This is a genomic window from Streptomyces sp. NPDC088194 (genome assembly GCF_040702025.1).
GTDB lineage: Bacteria > Actinomycetota > Actinomycetes > Streptomycetales > Streptomycetaceae > Actinacidiphila.
Genome location: NZ_JBFBIV010000014.1, coordinates 112,801 through 132,012 on the forward strand (window position 1 = coordinate 112,801; position 19,212 = coordinate 132,012).

The 19,212-nt window shown below is 74.8% G+C and carries 13 protein-coding genes; 10 read left to right on the plus strand and 3 right to left on the minus strand.

From position 1 onward, the window contains the following. The first annotated feature begins 29 nt into the window (after positions 1-29). From AB0399_RS10585 to AB0399_RS10595, 3 genes are all read left to right on the plus strand, one after another. Complete coding sequence (locus AB0399_RS10585; RefSeq protein ID WP_366410981.1) at positions 30-1,244, plus strand: NADP-dependent malic enzyme; 1,215 nt, start codon at positions 30-32, stop codon at positions 1,242-1,244. Positions 1,245-1,424: 180 nt separating this feature from the next. Continuing rightward, on the plus strand, positions 1,425-1,979 hold the full coding sequence (locus AB0399_RS10590; RefSeq protein WP_366410982.1) for a Uma2 family endonuclease: 555 nt from the start codon (positions 1,425-1,427) through the stop codon (positions 1,977-1,979). Between the two features lie 80 nt (positions 1,980-2,059). Continuing rightward, entirely contained in the window at positions 2,060-3,022 is a 963-nt protein-coding gene (locus AB0399_RS10595; RefSeq protein ID WP_329364916.1) for a zinc-binding dehydrogenase, read from the plus strand. On the opposite strand, the gene AB0399_RS10600 is transcribed toward AB0399_RS10595, so the two are convergent. The 3 genes from AB0399_RS10600 to AB0399_RS10610 all read right to left on the minus strand — a co-directional run bounded on the left by AB0399_RS10600 (position 3,012) and on the right by AB0399_RS10610 (position 5,349). Then, the gene (locus AB0399_RS10600) at positions 3,012-4,061 is read right to left on the minus strand and encodes a helix-turn-helix transcriptional regulator (protein ID WP_366410983.1); all 1,050 of its coding nucleotides are present in this window, start codon (positions 4,059-4,061) and stop codon (positions 3,012-3,014) included. The two genes, AB0399_RS10595 and AB0399_RS10600, sit on opposite strands and share 11 nt — an antisense overlap. Before the next feature lies 1 nt (position 4,062). Beyond that, positions 4,063-5,016, minus strand: a complete 954-nt coding sequence (locus tag AB0399_RS10605) for a DUF4097 family beta strand repeat-containing protein (RefSeq protein ID WP_366410984.1) — start codon at positions 5,014-5,016, stop codon at positions 4,063-4,065. 150 nt (positions 5,017-5,166) lie between these two features. Further along, a complete protein-coding gene (locus AB0399_RS10610; RefSeq protein WP_328469150.1) occupies positions 5,167-5,349 on the minus strand; it encodes a DUF6104 family protein in 183 nt (60 codons plus the stop codon). Between the two features lie 470 nt (positions 5,350-5,819). Here AB0399_RS10610 and AB0399_RS10615 point away from each other — a divergent pair, with 470 nt between their 5' ends. The 7 genes from AB0399_RS10615 to fxsT all read left to right on the plus strand — a co-directional run bounded on the left by AB0399_RS10615 (position 5,820) and on the right by fxsT (position 19,190). Beyond that, positions 5,820-7,907 carry a trypsin-like peptidase domain-containing protein gene (locus AB0399_RS10615; protein ID WP_366410985.1) on the plus strand — a complete coding sequence of 696 codons (2,088 nt, stop codon included), beginning with the start codon at positions 5,820-5,822 and terminating at the stop codon, positions 7,905-7,907. Between the two features lie 36 nt (positions 7,908-7,943). Continuing rightward, a complete protein-coding gene (locus tag AB0399_RS10620) occupies positions 7,944-8,966 on the plus strand; it encodes a MoxR family ATPase (protein WP_328469154.1) in 1,023 nt (340 codons plus the stop codon). A gap of 7 nt (positions 8,967-8,973) precedes the next feature. Next, entirely contained in the window at positions 8,974-12,549 is a 3,576-nt protein-coding gene (locus AB0399_RS10625) for an SAV_2336 N-terminal domain-related protein (RefSeq protein WP_366410986.1), read from the plus strand. Between the two features lie 271 nt (positions 12,550-12,820). Then, a complete protein-coding gene (fxsA, locus tag AB0399_RS10630; RefSeq protein ID WP_328469158.1) occupies positions 12,821-13,024 on the plus strand; it encodes an FxSxx-COOH cyclophane-containing RiPP peptide in 204 nt (67 codons plus the stop codon). A gap of 275 nt (positions 13,025-13,299) precedes the next feature. Then, positions 13,300-14,559 (plus strand): FxsB family cyclophane-forming radical SAM/SPASM peptide maturase, encoded by a 1,260-nt coding sequence (locus AB0399_RS10635; protein ID WP_366410987.1) that lies wholly within the window; start codon positions 13,300-13,302, stop codon positions 14,557-14,559. Beyond that, positions 14,556-16,085 (plus strand): HEXXH motif-containing putative peptide modification protein, encoded by a 1,530-nt coding sequence (locus AB0399_RS10640; protein ID WP_366410988.1) that lies wholly within the window; start codon positions 14,556-14,558, stop codon positions 16,083-16,085. Before AB0399_RS10635 ends, AB0399_RS10640 begins: the two co-directional genes overlap by 4 nt. Positions 16,086-16,181: 96 nt before the next feature. Then, positions 16,182-19,190, plus strand: a complete 3,009-nt coding sequence (gene fxsT, locus AB0399_RS10645; protein ID WP_366410989.1) for an FxSxx-COOH system tetratricopeptide repeat protein — start codon at positions 16,182-16,184, stop codon at positions 19,188-19,190. Positions 19,191-19,212: the final 22 nt, after the last annotated feature.

Consider the following 19,212-nt stretch of genomic DNA (forward strand, 5'->3'; position numbering starts at 1 on the left):
CCTCACCTTCTCGACCAAGGGGTCACACAGTGGCAGCGGAGATCGTCAATCCCCGAAACGGTACGGACACCGCCGAAGCGGACGAAGACTTCCCGATCGACCCGGTGTTCGCGCTGCACCGCGGCGGCAAGATGGAGGTGGTCGCCACCGTCCCGGTCCGCGACGCCGACGACCTGTCGCTCGCCTACACGCCCGGCGTCGCCGAGGTCTGCACGGCGATCGCCGAACGGCCGGAACTCGTGCACGACTACACCTGGAAGTCGCAGGTCGTCGCGGTGGTCACGGACGGCACCGCGGTGCTCGGGCTGGGCGACATCGGGCCTGAGGCGTCGCTGCCGGTGATGGAGGGCAAGGCGATCCTCTTCAAGCAGTTCGGCGGCGTGGACGCGGTGCCGATCGCGCTGGCCTGCACCGACGTCGACGAGATCGTGGAGACCGTGGTGCGGCTCGCGCCGTCCTTCGGCGGGATCAACCTGGAGGACATCTCCGCGCCGCGCTGCTTCGAGATCGAGCGGCGGCTGAAGGACGCGCTGGACATCCCCGTCTTCCACGACGACCAGCACGGCACCGCGGTGGTCACCCTCGCGGCGCTGCGCAACGCGGCCACGCTCACCGGCCGTTCGCTCGGCGACCTGCGGGCGGTGATCTCCGGCGCGGGGGCGGCCGGCGTCGCGATCGCGAAGATCCTGCTGGAGGCCGGGGTCGGCGATGTCGCGGTCACCGACCGCAAGGGCGTGGTGCACGCCGGCCGGGACGACCTCAACGCGGTGAAGCGCGAGGTGGCTTCGTATACGAACAAGGCGGGGCTGACCGGTTCGCTCCAGGACGCGCTGGTCGGTGCGGACGTCTTCATCGGCGTCTCGGGGGGCACCGTGCCGGAGGAGGCGGTGGCGCGGATGGCGGAGGGCTGCTTCGTCTTCGCGATGGCCAACCCCACGCCCGAGGTTCACCCGGACGTGGCGCACAAGTACGCGGCGGTGGTGGCCACCGGGCGCAGCGACTTCCCCAACCAGATCAACAACGTGCTCGCCTTCCCCGGCATCTTCGCGGGTGCCCTCCAGGTGCGGGCGTCGGCCATCACCGAGACGATGAAGCTCGCGGCCGCGGAGGCGCTGGCCGCGGTGGTCGCCGGCGAACTGTCCGCGGACCGGGTCATCCCCTCCCCGTTCGACCCGCGGGTGACCCCGGCGGTCACCGCGGCGGTCGCGGCGGCGGCCCGGGCGGAGGGCGTGGCCAGGCGCTGAGCCCTCCGGGCCGGGTGGCCGCGCGGTCGGTTCGACGGGGGAGGAGCGCCTGCGGCACGCCTCCCCCTACCGCCCACTCGAACGGGTGATTCAGTTCGCGGGCACGGGCGTTCGGGGATGCGGGGTGCGGTAGACCGGGTGGGAAAGTCTCGTCGTACGTCGGGGGTGTGAGGAGGACCGTTGACCGCAGAGCCGGAGCCGTATGCCGTCGGTGATCCTGAGACCGCGTTGAAGTACGCGATCCAGCACATCCGGGGGGACCGGGTGCAGATCGTCGACGGCGTGATCGATCCGGTGGCGCCGAGCTGGGACCACGAGTTCGTGGCCTCGTCCATCAGGGAGCAGATCGCCGGCGCGTTGCGTGAGTTGGGCTGTGTGGCGGGGTCGGGGAATCTGGACCTGCCGGGGAGCAGCAACTGGTATGTCCCGGATCTCGCCGTGGTGCCGCACGCGTTGGCCAAGGGGGCCGGTGCGCTGCTGCCGGAGCAGACGCTCCTCGTGGTCGAGGTCACCTCGGAGTCGAACGGCGAGACCGACCGGATCGCCAAGCGCCGAAGGTACGCCGAGTACCGCGCGCCGCTGTACCTGCTCGTGGATCGGCAGGAGCGTACCTGCACCTTGTTCGCCGAGCCGGGTCCGCTCGGGTACACCGAGGTGCGCGGACCCCACCCGTTCGGGTCGCCGGTGCGGTTGCCGGGGCCCTTTGACGTGGAGCTGGACACCGGGGGTTTTTGAGGCGGGCGGGCGGGGGAAGGGGCTCGGGTCACATCGGGGGGTGGTTCCGTACTGGTGGGTAGGGGGCCTAGGGTCGGGGGATGTTTGCCGTGTATGCCGGGCGTATCGATGCGGAGCAGCCGCTGCGGGGGCTGGAGTCGGGGGAGCGGCCGGAGCCGCCGGAGCGGCCCGGGTGGACGAGGGTGAAGGTGCGGGCCGCCTCGCTCAACCACCATGACCTGTGGTCGCTGCGCGGGGTCGGGCTGAGCGAGGAGAGCCTGCCGATGATCCTCGGTTGCGACGCGGCCGGGGTGGACGAGGACGGCAACGAGGTGGTGCTGCACTCGGTGATCGGCCAGACCGGCCACGGCGTCGGCCCGCGCGAGCGACGCTCGATCCTCACCGAGAAGTACCAGGGCACCTTCGCCGAGCAGGTCTCCGTCCCGACCTGGAACGTGCTGCCCAAGCCGCCGGAGCTCTCCTTCGAGGAGGCGGCGTGCCTGCCCACCGCGTGGCTGACCGCCTACCGGATGCTGTTCACCAACGCCGGGGTCCGGCCGGGCGACGCGGTGCTCGTGCAGGGCGCGGGCGGTGGCGTCGCCACCGCCGCGATCGTGCTGGCGAAGGCGGCCGGCCTGCGTGTCTACACCACCAGCCGCAGCCCCGCCAAGCGCGCCAGGGCCCAGGGGTTGGGCGCCCACGGCGCGTACGAACCGGGCGCCCGGCTGCCGGAGCGGGTGGACGCGGTGATCGAGACGGTCGGCGCGGCCACCTGGTCGCACTCGGTGAAGTCACTGCGCCCCGGCGGCACCCTGGTGATCTCCGGGGCCACCAGCGGTGCCAACCCGCCGGCGACCGAACTCAACCGGATCTTCTTCCTGGAGTTGAAGGTCGTCGGGTCGACCATGGGCACCAAGGAGGAGCTGGAGGACCTGCTCGGCTTCTGTGCCACGACCGGGGTGCGGCCGGTGATCGACTCGGTGCTGCCGATGGACCGGGCCCGGGAGGGCTTCGAACGCCTGGCGGAGGGCGAGGCGTTCGGCAAGGTGGTGCTCACGACGTAGGCCCGTGGCCGTGCAGCGCGGCGGAGATGTGCGCCGCCGCGGCCGACAGGTGGCGCCGTACCTCGCGCAGCTGGCGGTCGGTGACACCGAGGTCCCGGGCGGTGTCGCGGATGTCGTCGCGGAAGTGGTCGAGGAGCCGTTCGAGGTCGCGGCGCGGGTCGTCGGAGGGCGGCAGGCCGTCGTCGGGTTCGGTGTCGCGGCCGTCGGCACCGGCAGGCGGTGCGGGCGGCGCCGGTGCGCCGGGCGGGGCCGGGGGAGAGTGCGGAGTCGGCGGCGCGGGAGGCGTCGGAGCGCCGGATGCCGCGGGCGCGGGCGCCGGCGGCGGGGGAGAGGCCGGCGGCTGCCCGAACTGGCCCAGCTCGCGGGTGAGTTCGGCGAGCCCCTCGCGCAGCCCGCTCTGCCAGTCACCGCCCTTCGCGTGCGACTGCACCTGCTCCTGCACCTGCCGTGCGATCCGCTGCATCTCGTCGCGCGCGGTGTCCATCGCGTCGCGCGCGGCCTCGCGGGCGGCCTTGGCCTGGCGGCGGGCGTCGCGCGCCTCCTCCTTGGCCCGGCGGCTCTCCTCCTTCGCCCGCTTGGTCTGCTCCTTCCACTGCCGCTGCGCGTCGCCGAGCCCGTGCCGGCCCGAGCCGGTGTGGCCGTCGGGCCCGGTACGGGCCTGCTGGGCCGCGGCGCGGACCTCGCGGCGCAGGTCCCCCGCGGCGCCCCGGACGTCCTCGCGGATCTCGGCGGCCAGCGAGGAGACCGACTCGCGGATCTCGGCCTCCAGGCCGGCGATCTCGTCGGCGCGGGAGGCGAGTTCGGCCCGGCCGTCGGCGGTCAGGGCGTACACCTTGCGGCCGCCCTCGGTGGAGTGGGTGACCAGGCCCTCCTGCTCCAGCTTGGCGAGCCGGGGGTAGACGGTGCCGGCGGAGGGCGCGTACAGGCCCTGGAAGCGCTCCTCCAGCAGGCGGATCACCTCGTAGCCGTGTCGCGGGGACTCGTCGAGCAGCTTGAGCAGGTACAGGCGCAGGCGGCCGTGGGCGAAGACGGGGGGCATGTCAGACGTCCTTCCGCAGCGAGGGGGTGTCGCCGCTCGTGTCGCTCGGCCCGCCGGAGCCGGACGGTTCCGCCGGTCCTGCCGCTTCTGCGGGTCCAGCCGGTCCTGCCGGTCCTGCCGGGCCCGCCGGGCCCGCCGGGTCCTCCAGCGGTGGGCGGCGCAGCAGCGCCAGCGACCCGGAGACCGTGGTGGCCTTGAGCCGCGCGGTGCCGCTGCCGATGATGCCGGTGATGCGCTTGGCGCCCCAGCTGCCGGAGACCCGCAGTTCCTCGAAGGCGCAGAAGACGTTGCCGCTGGTGGTGTTGACGTCGACCTCGGCGTCGCCCGGTTCGGGGATGCGCAGCGCGATCTCGCCGGAGACCGTGGTCAGCCGCACCTCGCCGCCGCCGGACGGGTCCAGGTCGAGCACCATGTTGCCGCTCACCGAGTCCGCCTTGACCTCGCTGCTGCCGTCGACCACGGTCAGGTTGCCGGAGACGGTGCTGAACCTCAGGTCGCCGGAGAGCGACTGCGCCTCGACGTTGCCGCCGACGGTGTGCGCCTTCACCGAGCCGCTGAGGCCGACCAGGGTGGCGTCGCCGTTGACCCCCTGCACCGTGGTGGCGCCGCTGATCCCGGAGACCACCGAGTTGGCGCCGACCACACCGACCTCGACCCTGGTGTGCTGCGGCACCGCGAGCGAGATCTCCGCGCGGCGCGCCCAGCCCTTGCGGTCCCACCACTTGGAGAACGCCTTCCACTCCATGTCGTCGTAGCCGACGCTGAGGGTGCCGTCCTCCAGCCGCACCTTCAGCGGCGGGCCCTCCAGCTCGGTGATCTCCACCCGGGCCGGGCCGTCGTCGGTGCCGACGACGTTGATCGCGCCGTTGACGATCCGGACCTTCAGGGTGTCGATCAGCTCGTCGAAGACGAACTTCTCCGGTTCGGCGACGTGCCGCTCCGACGTGCCGCTCATCTTGCCCCTCCTCGGGTGCCCGCCCAACGCAACATATCGCGTCTTCTGAGAGACACGATATATCGCGTGCTGCGCAAGTCAAGCGGTTGTCGTCGGGAACCCGCGTTTCGGACCGGAACCCGGGGTCGGGAAGGGCCCGCGGGCTGCCGGCTACTCGTCCTCGTCCTCGTCGTCGAGCCGGGCCAGCCAGGTGGCCAGCCGCTCGACCGGCACCTCGAACTCTGGGTTGAGGTCGACGAACTCGCGCAGCCGGTCGGCCAGCCAGTCGAAGCTCACCTCCTCCTCGCCGCGCCGGTCTGCCAGCTCCTCGATACCGCGGTCGGTGAAGTACAAGATCTGCTCCGGAACAGGGGTGGGACGGGCGACGGACGGGCAGGAAAAACGCAGCAACCACCGGGGCGGCGAGCCGCCCGGGGCGGGCCGCGAGGCCGGCGGCCCGCGTGGCCCGCACACCGTCAAGGATAGGCAGTGTCCGGGAAGGCCCCCATGCAGGTCGGGCGGGCGATAACCTTCCTTGCACTACCCGGCAGTGGGGGGAATGAGCGCGTGCGGACGTCGGCGATCGGCCAGCAGGCCGCGGTATGCGGCGCGGCGCGCGCCCTCGTGCGGACCACGGGGAGCACGGCGACGGCGCGGACCGCGGGGTTACGGCCCGCGGGGACCACGCGGACCACGGCCACGGTGCGGTCCGCGGCGGCGCGGCCCGCGGGGATGCGGCCGGTGGGGGTGTCGCGGCCCCTGGGGCCGATGGGAGTCGCCGTCCGCGCCGCCGCGTGCGCCGATGGCGGGGCAAGGGGCGCACGGTGACGTCCGGGGGCGCATCGGAGCAGCTTGGCCAGGCTGCCGAGATCCTGGTCCCGCTCGCCGAGGAGGCCACCGTACGCATTCACGGCGCGGAGGCCGGGAATCCTCTCCTGGGCAGTGGCTTCTTCGTCGCGCCCAACTGGGTGCTCACCTGTGCCCATGTCGCGAGGGCCGAAGGGGAGGTGACACTCGTGGGCGCGCCGCGCAAGGAAGTGCGCGTCGGCTACCGCGACCAGCTCCTCGCGGGCGTCGTCGAGTGGGCCCAGCCCTCCGGCCCGGCCTCCGGCATCCCCGGCCAGAACCAGGGCCAGGACGCCGGATACGGCGGCGCGGCGGCCGGCTTCGGCCCCGGCGGTCGCGGCCCGTCCGGCTGGTCGGCCCCCGACCTGGCGCTGATCCGGCTGGTCGACCCGCTCGACCATCCCTGCGTGTGGCTCACCGAGCGCACCGCCAAGGGCTACACCACCAACCCGGTCGCGTACTTCGGCTGGCTGCCGCTCGGCGGCATCCTCATGCCGTACAGCGGCCGGTGCGTGATCAGCGGCCAACTCGGCGCCGGTGGCGGCGGGTTGCTCCGGCTGAGCAACGACGACGAGATGCCGCAGGGCCTGTCCGGCGGCCCGGTGGTGGACCTGGTGCGCGGCGAGGTGATCGGCGTGCTGCAGGCCCGCCGGGCCGAGCGGGACGGCGGACTCGCCGTCAGCATCCAGCAGTTACGCCTCCTGCCGACCGCCGAGAACCCGGCCGACGACCTGTACCACCGGGTGATGACCGCCCACGACCTCTACCACGCCGACCACCACAAGTTCCTGCTCAACCGGGACTTCTACGGCTGGACCGAGGCGCACAGCGAGATCGGCGCCGCCGCCGGCCGCGCCCTGACCCCCGGCCGCCGCACCACCCTGCTCGGCCTGCTCGCCCAACTCCCGCCGCCCTCCGGCGCCCGCGCGCTCGGCGACCTCGTCACGGAGGTGCGCGGCGGCGCCGGCCAGGGCTTCGCGGTCGCCCCCCGCGCCTGGCGCGACGGCCTCGGCCTGCTCTACGACCTGCGGCGCGGCTCCGAACTGGAGGCGGTGCTGCGCTACGCGGTGCTCGCCGCCACGGCTGAACGCCCGCAGTCCGCCCAGGAGTCCGACGAGCGGGAGCTGTGGGAATGGGCCCAGTCCACCGCGGCCGACCAGGGCCTGAGCATGCTCTTCCGCAACTCCCTGATAGGGGAGCGGATGTCGCGGCTGCGGGCGCGTGGCGCGGAGGTGCCGCCGCAGGCAGGGACCGAGCCGGCGCTGCGGGCGCGTGGCGAGGCCCAGTTGGAGATCATCCCGCGCGGCTGGGAGCCGGACCGCTTCGACTGGCGGGTCACGGTGTCCCCTGAGAGCGGCGAAGTCGACTGCGTGCACGAGGACTTCCACGGCACCGCGGTCGCCGACCTGCCCGCGCGGCTGGCCGCGCCGCTCGCCGAGGCGTTCCGCCGCTGCGACGAGCCCGGCTATGTCGCCGCCCTCCAACTGGCCGTGCCCGGCTCGCTGATGGCCTTCGCCGCCGACACCTGGCGGCTCGATCCGGACGGCAGCACGCTCGGCGCGGTCCGCCCGGTCGTGGTGCGCCGCACCGACCCGCCGTCGGACACCGACCCGGCCGTCGCCGAGGAGCGGCTCAGCCGCTGGCAGACCCTGCACCGCCGGCTGCCCCGTACCGAAGTGCTCGACTGCCTCGACTCGCAGCAGCAGCCGCTCCCGGAGGACGCCGAACTGCGCTCCCGGCCACGGGAGATGCTGCCCGTGCTGTGCCGCAGCGGCGCCACCGCCCCGGAGGCTTTGCACCGGCTGCTGCGCTGCGGCTACTCGGTGGCGCTGTGGCGGCGCGACGAGATCGAGTCCCAGCGGATCTGCTCGGACCTCCACCGCGGGGTGCCGCAAGCCGTCCACGCCGCCCGGACGGCCGCCGGCCTGCCCGCCCAACTCGCGGGCCTGCGCGCCGCCGTCGCCAAAGGTGTGCCGGAGATGTTCTGGTCGGGCGGGCTGGCGCTGCTCTACGACGATCCCACCCGACCCCTTCCAGGAACCGACGAGCTGCTGGAGACTCCATGACGAACACCGACGCCCGGGATCGACGGGGGTATCGCGATGAGTGACGGGACCGAGTCCGGCGCGGCCGGCGAATGGCTCATCTACCGCGGCACCGGCGAACCCCACACCGGCATGGACGGCCTGCCGGAGCCGCCGCCGTGGCGGGACTTCGACGGCGGCCCGCTGGTCGGCAGCGGCCCGGGCCCGGACAGCTCCTCGGCCCGGCGGCTGGGCGCGTACCGGCACATGGCCGAGATGCACCGGCCCAGCCCGGAGGAGCTGGAGATGGTCAACGCGGCGCTCTACCTGCGCCGCCCGCTGCTGGTCACCGGCAGCCCCGGGGCCGGCAAGAGCACCCTCGCGCACGCGGTCGCGTACGAACTGGGCCTGGGGCGGGTGCTGCACTGGCCGATCGTCAGCCGCAGCACCTTGCAGGACGGCCTGTACCGGTACGACGCGATCGCCCGGCTCCAGGACACCCAGATCGCCGCGAACTCCGGCACCGTGCCGCCCGGCGGCATCGGCAGCTACATCCGGCTCGGCCCGCTGGGCACCGCGCTGCTGCCCACCGCGCAGCCCCGGGTGCTGCTCGTCGACGAGCTCGACAAGAGCGACATCGACCTGCCCAACGACCTGCTGAACGTGATGGAGGAAGGCGAGTTCGGCATCCCGGAGCTGGAGCGGCTGGCCGAACGCGAGCCACAGGTCGACGTGTTGACCGACGACGGCAGCCGCGTCACGCTGCGTGAGGGACGGGTGCGCTGCCGGGCCTTCCCGTTCGTGATCCTGACCAGCAACGGGGAGCGGGACTTCCCGCCGCCGCTGCTGCGCCGTTGTATCCACCTGGAGCTGGGCCGGCCCGACCACGAACGGCTCTCGACCGTGGTGCGCGCCCACCTCGGCGACGAGGCCGCGACCGTCGGCGACGACCTGGTGCAGCGCTTCCTGGAGCGCTCGCGCAGCGAACTGCTCGCCACCGATCAGCTGTTGAACGCGATATACCTCACCCACCACGCGGCGCCGCCGTCCCGCGCCCGGCTCGCGGACATGCTCATCCAGCGGCTCGACAGGCCCAGGTGAGGCGATCATGGCCGAGAGGGGCCCCGGACGGCAGCCCGACGACGACCGTGCCGACGACGACCTGACGGCGCGCACCGCGCCGAACGGCGGCACGCACGGTGGCCCGGAGAGCGGCCCGGCCGACGGCCAGGAAAGCAGCCAGGAGACCAGCCAGGAGACCAGCTCGGAGAGCATTTCGGAGAGCGGTTCGGGCGCCGGCCCGGGCGAGGACACGGGCGAGGACACGGGCGCGGCCACGGGCTGCGGCACCGACCCCGATGACCGCGCCGCCGCGCGCGCCACGGACCCGCTGACCCGGGTGGTCAGCGCGATCAGCCGGGCCGGACTCGACCCCGACCCCGCCGAGATCGCCGACGCCCTGTGGCTGGCCCGCTGGTCGCGCCCGACCGCGCGGCCCGACCCCGAGACCCTGGTCGGCCCGCACAGCGGCAGCCCCGGCGCCGGCGTGGAGTACCCGCGCGCGCACCGCCCCGACGGCACCGACGGCGCCGGCACCCGCCTGGTCCCCCCGGCCCAGCCCCCACCGGTCCACGTCCCCCCGGAAGACCGCGTGATCAGCCTCTACCCCGGCGAGGGCTACCCCGGCCAGGTCGGGTCCACCCCGGCCGGAGCCGCGCTCGGAGTGGCCGTCCCGGAGGCGGGCACCCTGCCCCAGCTGCTCGAACTCCAGTCGGCCCTGCGCCCGTTGCAGCGCTACCGCAGCCCGGCCCGCCCGCTGCGGGTGGAGCTGGACGAGTCCGCCACCGCCGAACGCGCCGCCCGCGCGGGCGGGTTGCTGCTGCCGGTCTTCCGCCCGGCCTCGCACGGCGACGCCGCGATGCAACTGCTCATGGACACCTCCTCCTCGATGTTCGTGTGGGAGCGGATGCTGCGCGAGCTGAGCAGCGTCTTCGAACGCCTCGGCGCCTTCCACGAGGTGCACGTCCGCTACCTGCACGCCACCCCCGACGGCACGCTCGGCGTCAGCGGCCGCTTCGACCCCGAACCGGCGAGCCTGCGCTCCGCCGAGCAGCTCAGCGACCCCACCGGCCGCCGGATCACCCTCATGGTCAGCGACTGCGCCGGCCCGCTGTGGCGCTCCGGTCAGGCCCACCGGCTGCTGCACCGGCTGAGCCGGCACGGCCCGGTCGGCGTGCTCCAGCCGCTGCCCGCCCGGCTGTGGAGCCGCACCCTGCTGCCCGTCTCCTACGGGGTGCTGCACCGCGCCGAGGGGATGCTGCTCGCCTCGCCGCTGCGGTTCTCGCCCGGCGCGACCGGGGTGCCCGCCGCGCCCGACGCGCTGCCGGTGCCCGTACTGCCGCCCACCGCCGCGGCGTTGGGCGCGTGGGCCCGGCTGCTGGCCGGGATGGGCGCCGGCGAGGTGCCCGCGGCCGTCGGCTGGGTGCGCGCCGACCAGCCCGCGGTACGGGTACGGCCGCGCCGGGCGACGGTGCCGGTGCCCGCGCTGGTCCGCCGGTTCCGCGCCGCCGCGTCGCCCGCCGCCGCCCAACTCGCGGTCTACCTCGCCGCGGCCCCGCTGTTCCTGCCGGTGATACAGCTCGTGCAGCGCACCATGCTGCCCGACTCCGGCCCCGCGGAGCTGGCCGAGGTGCTGCTCAGCGGCCTCGTGGTGCGCAAGAGCGGCGACGACCAGCGGTGGTACCACTTCGCGCCCGGCGTACGGGACGCGCTGCTCGGCCCGCTCGGCGTGGACGAGGCGCGCCTGGTGCTCAAGCACTGCTCGGAGTACGTCGAGCAGCGGTTCGGCAAGTCCGGCCCCAACTTCCCCGCCCTGGCCATCACCCAGCTCGCCGAGGGCCCCGGCGACCCGACCGCGGACGCCGCGGTGCGCTCCGCCGTCCAGCACGCCGCCCGCGGCTTCGGGCCCGACGGGTCCGGGTCCGGGTCGGGGGCCGGCCGGGGCGGCGAGGACGGCACCATCACGGAGTCGCGGCAGCCGTTCGCGGAGGTCGCCGCGCGGGTGCTGGAGCGCTTCATGCCGCTGCCCGACGACGGCACCGCGCCCAGCCCGTACTCCGACCCGTACGAGGCGGTGCAGTCCTCGACGGTGGTGCAGCGCGCCCGGGACCTCGCGGACCGGTTCACCGCCGAGGGCATGGTGCAGAACCTGCTGGACGCGGTGGCGATGCTGCGCCGGGCCGCCGCGGAGGAGCGGGTGCGCGGCCTCGACCCGGAGCTGTGGACCGAACTGGCCCAGCAACTCCTGCGGTTGTGGCGGCTGCGCGGCGGCACCGACCTGCTCGGTGAGGCCCGCGAGGCGGCCGAGACCGCCGCCGCCCACCACTCCTCGCTGCCGGCCCGCGCGGTGCGCGCCCGGGTGCTCCAGGCCACCGCCCAGGAACTCGCCGCCATCGGCGACAACCGCGGCGCGCTCGAACTGCTCCAGCGCGCCGACCGGGAGTTCACCGCCGTGTGCGCCGCGCCCGGCCTGGACTCCGCGAAGCAGCTCGACGCCACGCTGGAGCGGGTCGCGGTCCTGGAGGAGCAGTGGGCGATCAGCGGTGACACGGCGCTGCTCCAGGAGACGGTCGGAACGCTGGAGGCGGTCGCCGACTCCTGGTCGCCGCAGCGCCCCCGTCCCAGCGAACTCTCCCTCGCCCTCGGGCGCGCGCTGCTGCGGCTGGCCGACGCCGCGGGCAGCCGGGAGCGCAAGCAGACCTACGCGCAGCAGGCGGGCCGCAGTTACGCCGGCGCGCTGATCGCGCTGCGCCGCGAGCAGGCCGCGCCGGAGGCCGTCACCGCCGCGACGCTCAGCCTGGTGGACGCCGAACTCCTGTCCGGCGGAAGGCTGGTGGAGGCGCAGCGGCTGGTGGACCGCGCCCTCGGCGAGACCCGCGACCGGTTGCAGCGGGCCGCGATCCTGGCCCGGGCCGGCCGGATCAGGGTGGCCCGGCACGCGGAGGGCGGCCCGCCCGGCGAACTGGAGGCCGCGGCGGGCCGGTTCGAGGAGGCGTGCCGGCTCACCCCGCGCGACCGGACCGAGTACCGCGACCTGGTGGCCGAGTGGGGCGCGGCGCTGCTGGCCCGGTCGGAGCTGCCCGGCGGCTGGACGTTCGTCAACCGGGCGGTGCTGGTGCTGCGGGACTGCCGGATGGAGACACCCGAGTCCGACCCGCAGCAGCCGGAGCGGCTGCTGATGCTGGGGCGCGCGTTGATACTGCGCTACCGGGCCGAGCAGGAACTGGTGGACCTGCGCGAGGCCGAGCAGGTGCTCGGACTGGCCGCGCAGGGCGCCGACGGGGCGGATCTGGCCGCGCGGATATGGTTCGAGCTGGGCGAGTCGCACCGGCTGGTGCCCCAGCACTCGCGCCGGCCGGAGCGCCTCGACCAGGCCGCCGAGGCGTACCGGAAGGCCGCCGCCGCGGCCTCGGACGCCGCCCGCTCCTCCGCCGAGCCCGAGCCGATGGTGCGGCTGGCGGCCAGGGCGCACCACTGGCGCGGCGACGCCTACGAGACCGCCCGCCGGCCCCGCGCCGCCGTGGACGCCTACCGCGCGGCCCTGCGCCAGTGGCGCCAACTGCCCGACGACGGAGGCGAGGAGGGCCGGGACACCGGCGCGCGCCTTGACGCGCTGACCAGTTGACCGCCGCGTGACCGCCGCGTGGGCGCCGCATGAGCGGCGCGCGATCCGGCGGCGCCCGCGCAACCACCCTGTTCCGTAAGGTGATGGGCCGGTGGGCGCGGTAACGGTGGCGACAGCGTGCGCCCGGAGGGGCACCATGGACGTGACGGGCGGTGGGGACGGAAAGGCGCGGGAACAGCGGCACGAGCGGGAGCAGCGGTACCAGCAGTACCAGCGGTACAGCGGGGGACCGGGGGACAGCGGGACGACCGGACGGCTTGGGAGGCGCGCGATGGAGGAACGACCCTACGGCGGCGCGGAGGCGTACAGCGACCCGGCGCTTCGCGAGGCCGGAATCGACCTGCTCGGCATGGACCTGGAGTCGCTGCGCACGGTACGGCACCCGGTACTGTCCGCGCTGGTCAGCGATTTGCGGGAGCGGGTGGCCGCGCCGGGCAGTGAGGCGCTGTGGGGGTTCGACAACGACACCCCGTGAGCGCCTCCGCGCGCCGGCCTGCTTTTGGACGCGCCCCGGAAGGGATACGGCCAATTACCCGTCCGGGTGTTTGCTGCCCGGCGATCGGCGGGAACAACCGCGAGGGCCGGTGGGAAGTCCCTCGGTGGCCCACGCCCGGGGGAGGTGATGACGTGCGGCACACTGCCGGGGCACCCCGGCGGTCCGGCCCGGTCGGCGCCGCCCCCGCCCCGGGTCGACCAGGAACCGCGCCAGGAGCCGCGCCCGGAGCCGCGCCCGGAGCCGCGCCCGGGCCCATGACCGCGCCGGCACCGGCACCCGCGCCGGACCCCGCACCCGCACCCGTATCCGTGGCGGAGCCCGCGACCGTATCCGGACCCGCTCCCGAACCGCCGTCGCCGATCCGGCAGTTCATCCTCAAGACGCACAGCCGGTGCAACCTCGCCTGCACCTACTGCTACCTGTACGCGGGCCCCGACCACACCTGGCGCGACCGCCCCCGGGTCCCCGCGGACGAGGTGACCGCGCGCACCGCCACCCGGATCGCCGAACACGCCGCCGCGCACCGCCTCACCGACGTCTCCGTGGTCTTCCACGGCGGCGAACCGCTGCTCGCCGGGGCCGGACGCCTCGCCGCCGACCTCGACGTGATCCGCGCCGCGCTCCCGCCCGGCTGCGCGGTGCACGGCAGCGTGCAGACCAACGCGACCCTGCTCACCCGCGACCGCGTCCGTACCCTCGCCGACGCCGGACTGCGGATCGGCGTCAGCCTCGACGGCGGCCTGCCCGGCCACAACCGCGAGCGCGTGGACCACGCCGGCCGCCCCTCCTGGCCGGCCGCCGCCGCGGGCCTGCGGCTGCTCGCCGCCCACGCGCCCGAGGCGTACGGCGGGGTGCTGTGCGTGGTCGACCTGCGGCACGACCCGGTCGAGGTCTACGACTCGCTGCTGGCCTTCGACCCGCCCGCGATCGACCTGCTGCTGCCGCACGGCAACTGGACCAGCCCGCCGCCCGGCCTGCCCGCACCGGCCGACGACCCGGCACCGTACGGCCGTTGGCTGACCACCGTCTTCGACCGGTGGTGGGACGCGCCCGAACGCCGCACCCGGATACGGCTGTTCGAGGAGTGCGTCGCGCTGCTGCTGGGCGTGCCCGCGGCGATCGAGCGGCTCGGCCTCCAGCCGTTCACGGCGGTCGTGGTGGAGACCGACGGCGCCATCGAGCAGGTCGACTCGCTCAAGTCCGCCTACGAGGGCGCCGCCGCCACCGGTCTCGACGTCTTCCGCAACAGCTTCGACGACGCCCTCGCCCACCCCGGTGTCGCCGCCCGCCAGGCCGGCCTCGCCGCCCTCGGCGCCACTTGCCGGGCCTGCGCCCTGGTCACGGTCTGCGGCGGCGGACACTACGCCCACCGCTACCGGGCCGGCGCCGGCTTCGGCAACCCGTCGGTGTACTGCGCCGACCTGGCCCGGCTCGTCCGCCACACCGCCCACCGACTCGCCCAGGCGGCCGACACCGGATTCGGCCGCCCCACGACCCGGGAGACCATCCGGTGAACCCGCCCGGCACCACCACCCCCGCACCCGCCCCCGCCGACAGCGCACTACCCGACGAGATGCTGCCCGTACTCGGCAGCACCGGCAGCACCCCGCAGCTGCTGGCCCTGCTCGTCTCGCACCAGCACGCACGCCGGTTGCTGACCCTGCGCGCCCTGCTGGAGGCGGTGATGGACGCGCCCGCCGGCGTCCTGCCGGCCGGCACCGCCGACCGCGTGCTGCGCGACTGGCGGCTGCTGGAGGCCGCCGACCGCGCGGACAGCGCCGCGACCCGCCAGGTCGTGCAGTATCCGCACACCGGAGCCTGGGCCGAGCGGTGCCTACGCGCGTTGACCCGGCCCGGGCAGGCGCACCGCGCCGTCGAGGAACTGCCGCACCTGGCCGGGCTCGCGGTGGCCGCCGCCGCCCGCGCGGGCCTGCGCTTCACCGTCGACGTCCCGCTGCGCGACGGCGAGCTGCGGCTGCCCACCCTCGGCGGCCACCGCCCGGCCCTCCTCCCGGCCGCCGGCTCGCCGGCTCCCGGCACGCCCGCGCCCCGCATCCGCGTCATCGGCGAGCCCCGCCGGCTCTGGCTGGTCCCGCTGCCGCCCGACCCCGACCCCGGCCACGGCCACGGCCCCACCTGGGCCTCCGGCCAGGACCTCGACACGCCCGGACCGCTGCCCGGGTCCGTCGAGGTCCGCCTGGGCGCCGACGGCATCTGGCGCTCCGCCGCCCCCGGTTGGCGCCCGCTCCAGGCGCTGCGGCACCCCGACGGCCGCGCCGTGCTGATCGACGACGTGGACCCGTACCGCGACGAGGAGCGGCGCACCAACCCCTACGGCCTGGACATCGCCGACCGGCTCGACCTCGGCGGGCACGCCGCGTGGCGGACCGCGTGGCGCGACGCGCGGCCGTGGCTGCGGCTGGGCGGCCCCACCCGGGCGGCCGAGGTGGGCGCGTTGCTGGACTGCGTCGTGCCGCTGGCCGGCGCGCCCGGCGCGCAGTGCAGCGCCACCCGGGGCGAGGCGTTCGGGGCGCTGCTCAGCAGCACCCCGCGCGACGGCCTGGAGCTGGCCGCGACGCTGGTGCACGAACTCCAGCACGCCAAGCTGCTGGCCGTCTCCCAACTGGCGGTGCTGCACACCGCGGACGACACTCCCGGCTACTTCGCGCCCTGGCGGCCCGACCCGCGGCCCTTCGACGGGCTCTTCCAGGGCGCGTACGCCCACCTCGCGCTCGCCGACTTCCACCTGCGGGCCGCCAAGGCGCTGATCGACCCGGCCCGCAGGGACGCCGCCTGGGCCGACCACTGCCGCTGCCGCGAGCAGGTCGGCGCCGCGCTGCCGCAGCTCCTCGGCGCGCGGGCGCTCACCCGGCAGGGCCGGGCTCTGGCCAACGCGATGGCGGCGCATCACACTCGGCTCAAGGAGCACGCTCCGCCGGACGGCCACCTGGCCCGCGCCACCGCCTACGTCGAGACGGCCCGGGTCATCTGGCGGCGCCGACGGGCGCAGATGACCACGAACGGGCGCGAACCGGCATGACGACACGTCAACGGGGGAGCATTCGGTGTAGTTTCTGGCGCAGCCACCTGTCGCACCGTCAGAGGACTACGCGCGTACAACGAGGGAGTCGGTCGCATGGCCGGAGGGCGGAACACCGCTTCATCAGCAGCCGGGCGGGGGCCCGTGACGATCAGCTTCGCGGGGTACAACCGGGCGTGGGCGGCGTGGATCGCCAGCCGGCTGGAGCGGCACGGCCTCCAGGTGTCGATGCAGCGCTGGGACGTCATTCCGGGGGCCAGCATCGAGCAGGGGCTGCGCGACCTGCTGCTGTCCGAGGGCCGGGTGCTGGTGGTGCTCAGCGAGTGGTACTTCCGGCTCGGCCCGCGTGACCCGGACGAGTGGAACTCGGCGCTGCGCGAGGTGGTCCCGGAGAACAGCGACCGCTTCGCCGCGGTCTGCGTCACCGCCGCGGCGCTGCCCAGCGCCGCCGCCGCGCTGAGCGCGGCCGACCTGTGGGGCCTGGGCGCGGTCGAGGCCGAACGCCGGGTGCTGACCCGGCTGGGCATCACCCCGCCGCGCACCTCACCCAGCGACACCCTCATCGGCCTGGGCGGCCCCCGCTTCCCGCTGGAGCAGCCCGCGGTCTGGGGCGGCGTGCCGCGCCGCAACACCCGCTTCACCGGCCGCGAGGCGCTGCTGTTCGGGCTGCACCAGGAACTCACCTCCGCCGAGCCCGGCGCGGGCGTGGCCACCCTGCACGGCCTGTCCGGCGTCGGCAAGACCCACATCGCCACCGAGTACGTCTACCGCTTCGGCTCCGAGTACGACGTGGTGTGGTGGGTGCGGGCCAGCGAGCGCGGCACCCTGCGCGAGAAGCTCGCCGGCCTCGCCCCGGCCCTCGGCCTGGTCACCGGCCGGGAGTACGGCGAGCGGCTGCGCGCGGTGCGGGACGCGCTGCGCCGGGGGGACCCGTACTTCCGCTGGCTGGTGGTGCTGGACGGCGCCGACCAGCCCGAGGAGATCCACGACCTGGTGCCGACCGGGCCGGGGCACGTGCTGATCACCTCGCAGAACCGCGAGTGGGGCGAGCACAACAGCGCGCTGATCGAGGTGCCGGTCTACGACCGCGACGAGTCGGTGGCGTTCGTACGCCGCCGCGCTCCCCGGCTCGACCTCGCCGACGCGGACAAACTCGCCGACGCGCTGGGCGACCTGGCGCTGGCGCTGGACCAGAACGCGGGCGCCCTCAACGACTCGAACATGCCGGTCGACGAGTACATCGGGATGCTCCGGCACGGCGCCGACGTGGAGTCCGGGCTGAAGGTCGCCGCCGACTTCCAGATGACGTACTTCACCGCGTTCTCGATACTCCTCAACCGGCTGCGCGAGGACAAGCCCGAAGCCGTCGACTTCCTGCGGCTGTGCGTGTTCTTCGCGCCGGGGCCGATCCCGATCCGGCTGCTGCGCGACCTGCCGATCCGCGACGTGCCCGAGCAGCTCGCCGGGCTGATGGACGACCCGCTGCTGTGGAACTCGGCGGTCAGCAAGCTCGCCCAGTGGTCGGTGATCCAGTCCGACCCGCCCGAGACCGACAACGAGGAGTCGGTCGGCACCAACGAGGTCATCCAGATGCACCGGCTGGTCTACCAGGCGGTGCGGGCCGACATGCCCCAGGAGGAGCAGAGCCTGTACTCCCGGGTGGTCCGCAAGCTGCTCGCCGCCGCGGACCCCGGCCGCCCCAACGACACCCGGCTGTGGCCGCGTTACGCCGAGATCGTCCCGCACCTGGAGGCGTCCCACGCGCTGGAGTCCACCAATCCGGACATCCAGCTCACCGTGCTGAACTGCCTGCGCTACCTCTACCTGTCCGGCGAGTACCGCACCGCGCAGCGGATCGCCGCGACCGCCGCCGAGACCTGGCCCCGGCTGCTCGAACCCAGCCACCCCCGGCTGTGGGACCTCGCCCACCACCAGGCCAACGCGATCCGCGCCACCGGCGACTACGAGACCACCGAGGCCATCGACCGCCGTGCCTACGAGCAGTTGAGCCGCGACCGCGGCGACGGCGACCTGCTCGCGCTGCGGGCCGGCGGCGGCCTCGCGGCCGACCTGCGCGCGCTGGGCCGCTACGACGAGGCGCTGGCACTGTCGGTGCGGGTCCGCGACGGCTACCAGGAACTCGTCGGCGGGCAGGACTCCCGCACCCTCGTCGCCCAGAACAACATCGGCCTGACCCTGCGCCTGCTGGGCCGCTACTCCGACGCCTTCCGGCTGGACCAGGTGACGATGGAGGCGCTGCGCGAGCTGCTGCGCGACCGCCACAACTGGACGCTGTCGTCGGAGAACTCCTACGCCCACGACCTGCGGCTGCTCGGCCGCTACGAGCAGGCCACGTCGGTGCAGGAGCGCAACGCGGAGATCCACCGCACGGTGCTCGGCGCCGACAACCCGCAGACGCTGCGCGCCGAGCACAACCTCGCGCTGTGCTACCAGCGCGGCGGTGACCGGCCGCGCGCCGCGAACCTGCTGGCCCGGCTGCTGGAGCGCTGCGACCGGGTGCTCGGCGACACCGATCCGCTGACCGTGCGGGTGGCGGCCACCTTGTCCACGTTCGAGCGCGAGCACGGCGACCTGGACCGGGCCCGCGAGCAGGGCGAGCTCGTACTGGCCCGGTACCGGCAGCAGTTCGGCGAGGGCCACCCGTACTCCGCGGGCGTGCTGGCCAACCACGGCCTGCTGCTGCGGGCGGCCGGCGAGCGCCAGCAGTCCCAGATCGAGGTCGAGGACGCGCTGGTCGCGATGACCCGCGTGGTCGGGGAGAACCACCCCTGGTCGCTGGGCTGCGCGCTCAACGTCGCGGCGGCCCGCAACTTCAGCGGCGACCCGGAGAGCGCCGTGGAGCTGAGCCGGATCACCGCCGACAAGGCCGCGGCCGGGCTCGGCAAGGAGCACCCGCTCACCCTGTCCTGCCGGATCGCGCTCGCCACCGACCTGCGCAACCTGCGCAAGCGCCAGGAGGCCGACAAGGTCGAGGAGGAGGCGCTCGAAGCCCTCTCCCGCACGCTGGGCCCGCAGCACCCGCACACGATCTCGGCCCGCTCCCGGAGCCGTCCGTACTGGGACTTCGAGCCGTTCAGCTCCTGACCGGGCCACGCCCGCCGTGACC

Bases quoted from the DNA above. Each gene is read 5' to 3' on its own strand.
- AB0399_RS10620 (WP_328469154.1), top strand. From the start codon at position 7,944: ATGAGTGACGGGACCGAGTCCGGCGCGGCCGGCGAATGGCTCATCTAC.
- AB0399_RS10605 (WP_366410984.1), bottom strand. From the start codon at position 5,016: ATGAGCGGCACGTCGGAGCGGCACGTCGCCGAACCGGAGAAGTTCGTC.
- AB0399_RS10600 (WP_366410983.1), bottom strand. From the start codon at position 4,061: ATGCCCCCCGTCTTCGCCCACGGCCGCCTGCGCCTGTACCTGCTCAAG.
- AB0399_RS10625 (WP_366410986.1), top strand. From the start codon at position 8,974: ATGGCCGAGAGGGGCCCCGGACGGCAGCCCGACGACGACCGTGCCGAC.
- fxsA (WP_328469158.1), top strand. From the start codon at position 12,821: ATGGAGGAACGACCCTACGGCGGCGCGGAGGCGTACAGCGACCCGGCG.
- AB0399_RS10635 (WP_366410987.1), top strand. From the start codon at position 13,300: ATGACCGCGCCGGCACCGGCACCCGCGCCGGACCCCGCACCCGCACCC.
- fxsT (WP_366410989.1), top strand. From the start codon at position 16,182: ATGGCCGGAGGGCGGAACACCGCTTCATCAGCAGCCGGGCGGGGGCCC.
- AB0399_RS10595 (WP_329364916.1), top strand. From the start codon at position 2,060: ATGTTTGCCGTGTATGCCGGGCGTATCGATGCGGAGCAGCCGCTGCGG.